Here is a 1,181-nt window from a genome sequence, read left to right as displayed (position 1 = left end):
TAGAACAAGTTTTAGAGCTAGGGTAGAATCTATCAATTTTGATTACTTGGGTTTTTTTCTCTAGGATAGCCACAAACTCACCAAAAGCCAAATCATTAACCTTACGCCCCCAAAGTTTAACCATACCCTTTAGGTTCAAATCTTCAATGAAAATATGGCTGTATTGTTTGGCTAGACTATTGGCTAGCTTGTGGAAAAAGTCTTTTCTAAGATGAGCCACCTTGCGGTGCAATCTAGCAAGCCTTAGTCTAGCCTTTAAGCGTCTATGGCTACCTCTTTTCTTTTTGGATAGAGAGCGACTGCAAGCACGAATTAAAGGCAAANNAGAAATAACCGCCTAGCTTATCTCTTTTAATGGTTAAAGTCTTAGGCTTGCCATTGAACTCGTAGGTTTTGACAAACTTAAAAGCATAGCCATTAAAAGAGATAATGTTGTCTTGGATTTTGTAGCCTGTTTTCCCTTTAAAAGTGAAAGATTGATACAGAGCCACTCTTTTAAATCTAGGAGGTCTGCCCTGCTTTTTGAAAAACTTCTTATAAGCCTTGTCTATTCTCTCTACTAACTCCTGCAAAGTTTGAGAGCCTAGAGTTTTTAAAAAAGCAAAGCGTGCTGTTCTCTTTAGTTTGGTGATATGTTTTTGCAGAGTATAGAGCTTTAAGTGTTTCTTGTAGAGCCTATAATACCTCTTATGCAAAGCGACACAATGGTTATAACAAATGCCATAAAAGCGCAGAAGTTTGCCGATGTGCTTATTTTTGCTTGAATTGTAGAGTTTCTGCTTGTAGGCGATTAACATAGTCTTTCCACTTGTTTTTTTGTTTAAGTCTTTCAGAGTTTTGTTGGTTGGCGATGTATTGCTTAATCACCTCCAAAGGCGCACCCCCTACAGAAGAGATAAAACAAGAGTTCGTCCATAGTGTAGGCAATCTAGTTCTCAAGTGTGCAAACTCTTGTCTTAGAAGCCGACTACTTCTACCCTTAGCCGTCCTAATAAACTTCATCACCCCAAAGCTCGGATCAACTTCCGCTAAGATGTGGATATGGTCTTTATCTGTCTCCATCTCTAAAATCTCTACTTCTAGCTCTTGTGCCACTTCCAAAATGATTTGTTTGAGCCTTATCTCCACCTGATCTACAAGGACTTTTCGTCTATATTTGGGACACCACACAATATGGTATT

General features: G+C 38.7%; 1 protein-coding gene and 1 pseudogene. Both read right to left on the bottom strand.

Features of this window, described 5'->3' with window-relative positions:
- A pseudogene (locus C5684_RS07330) lies at positions 1-797 on the bottom strand (RNA-guided endonuclease InsQ/TnpB family protein); the annotation flags it as partial.
- The coding region (tnpA, locus tag C5684_RS07325) for an IS200/IS605 family transposase (protein ID WP_104639894.1) at positions 751-1,181 on the bottom strand (431 nt) is incomplete at its 5' end. The gene tnpA and the pseudogene C5684_RS07330, both read right to left, overlap by 47 nt.

The organism is Helicobacter bizzozeronii, from assembly GCF_900196775.1.
Classification (GTDB): Bacteria; Campylobacterota; Campylobacteria; order Campylobacterales; family Helicobacteraceae; genus Helicobacter; species Helicobacter bizzozeronii.
This window is presented reverse-complemented; position numbering and strand designations above follow the sequence as displayed.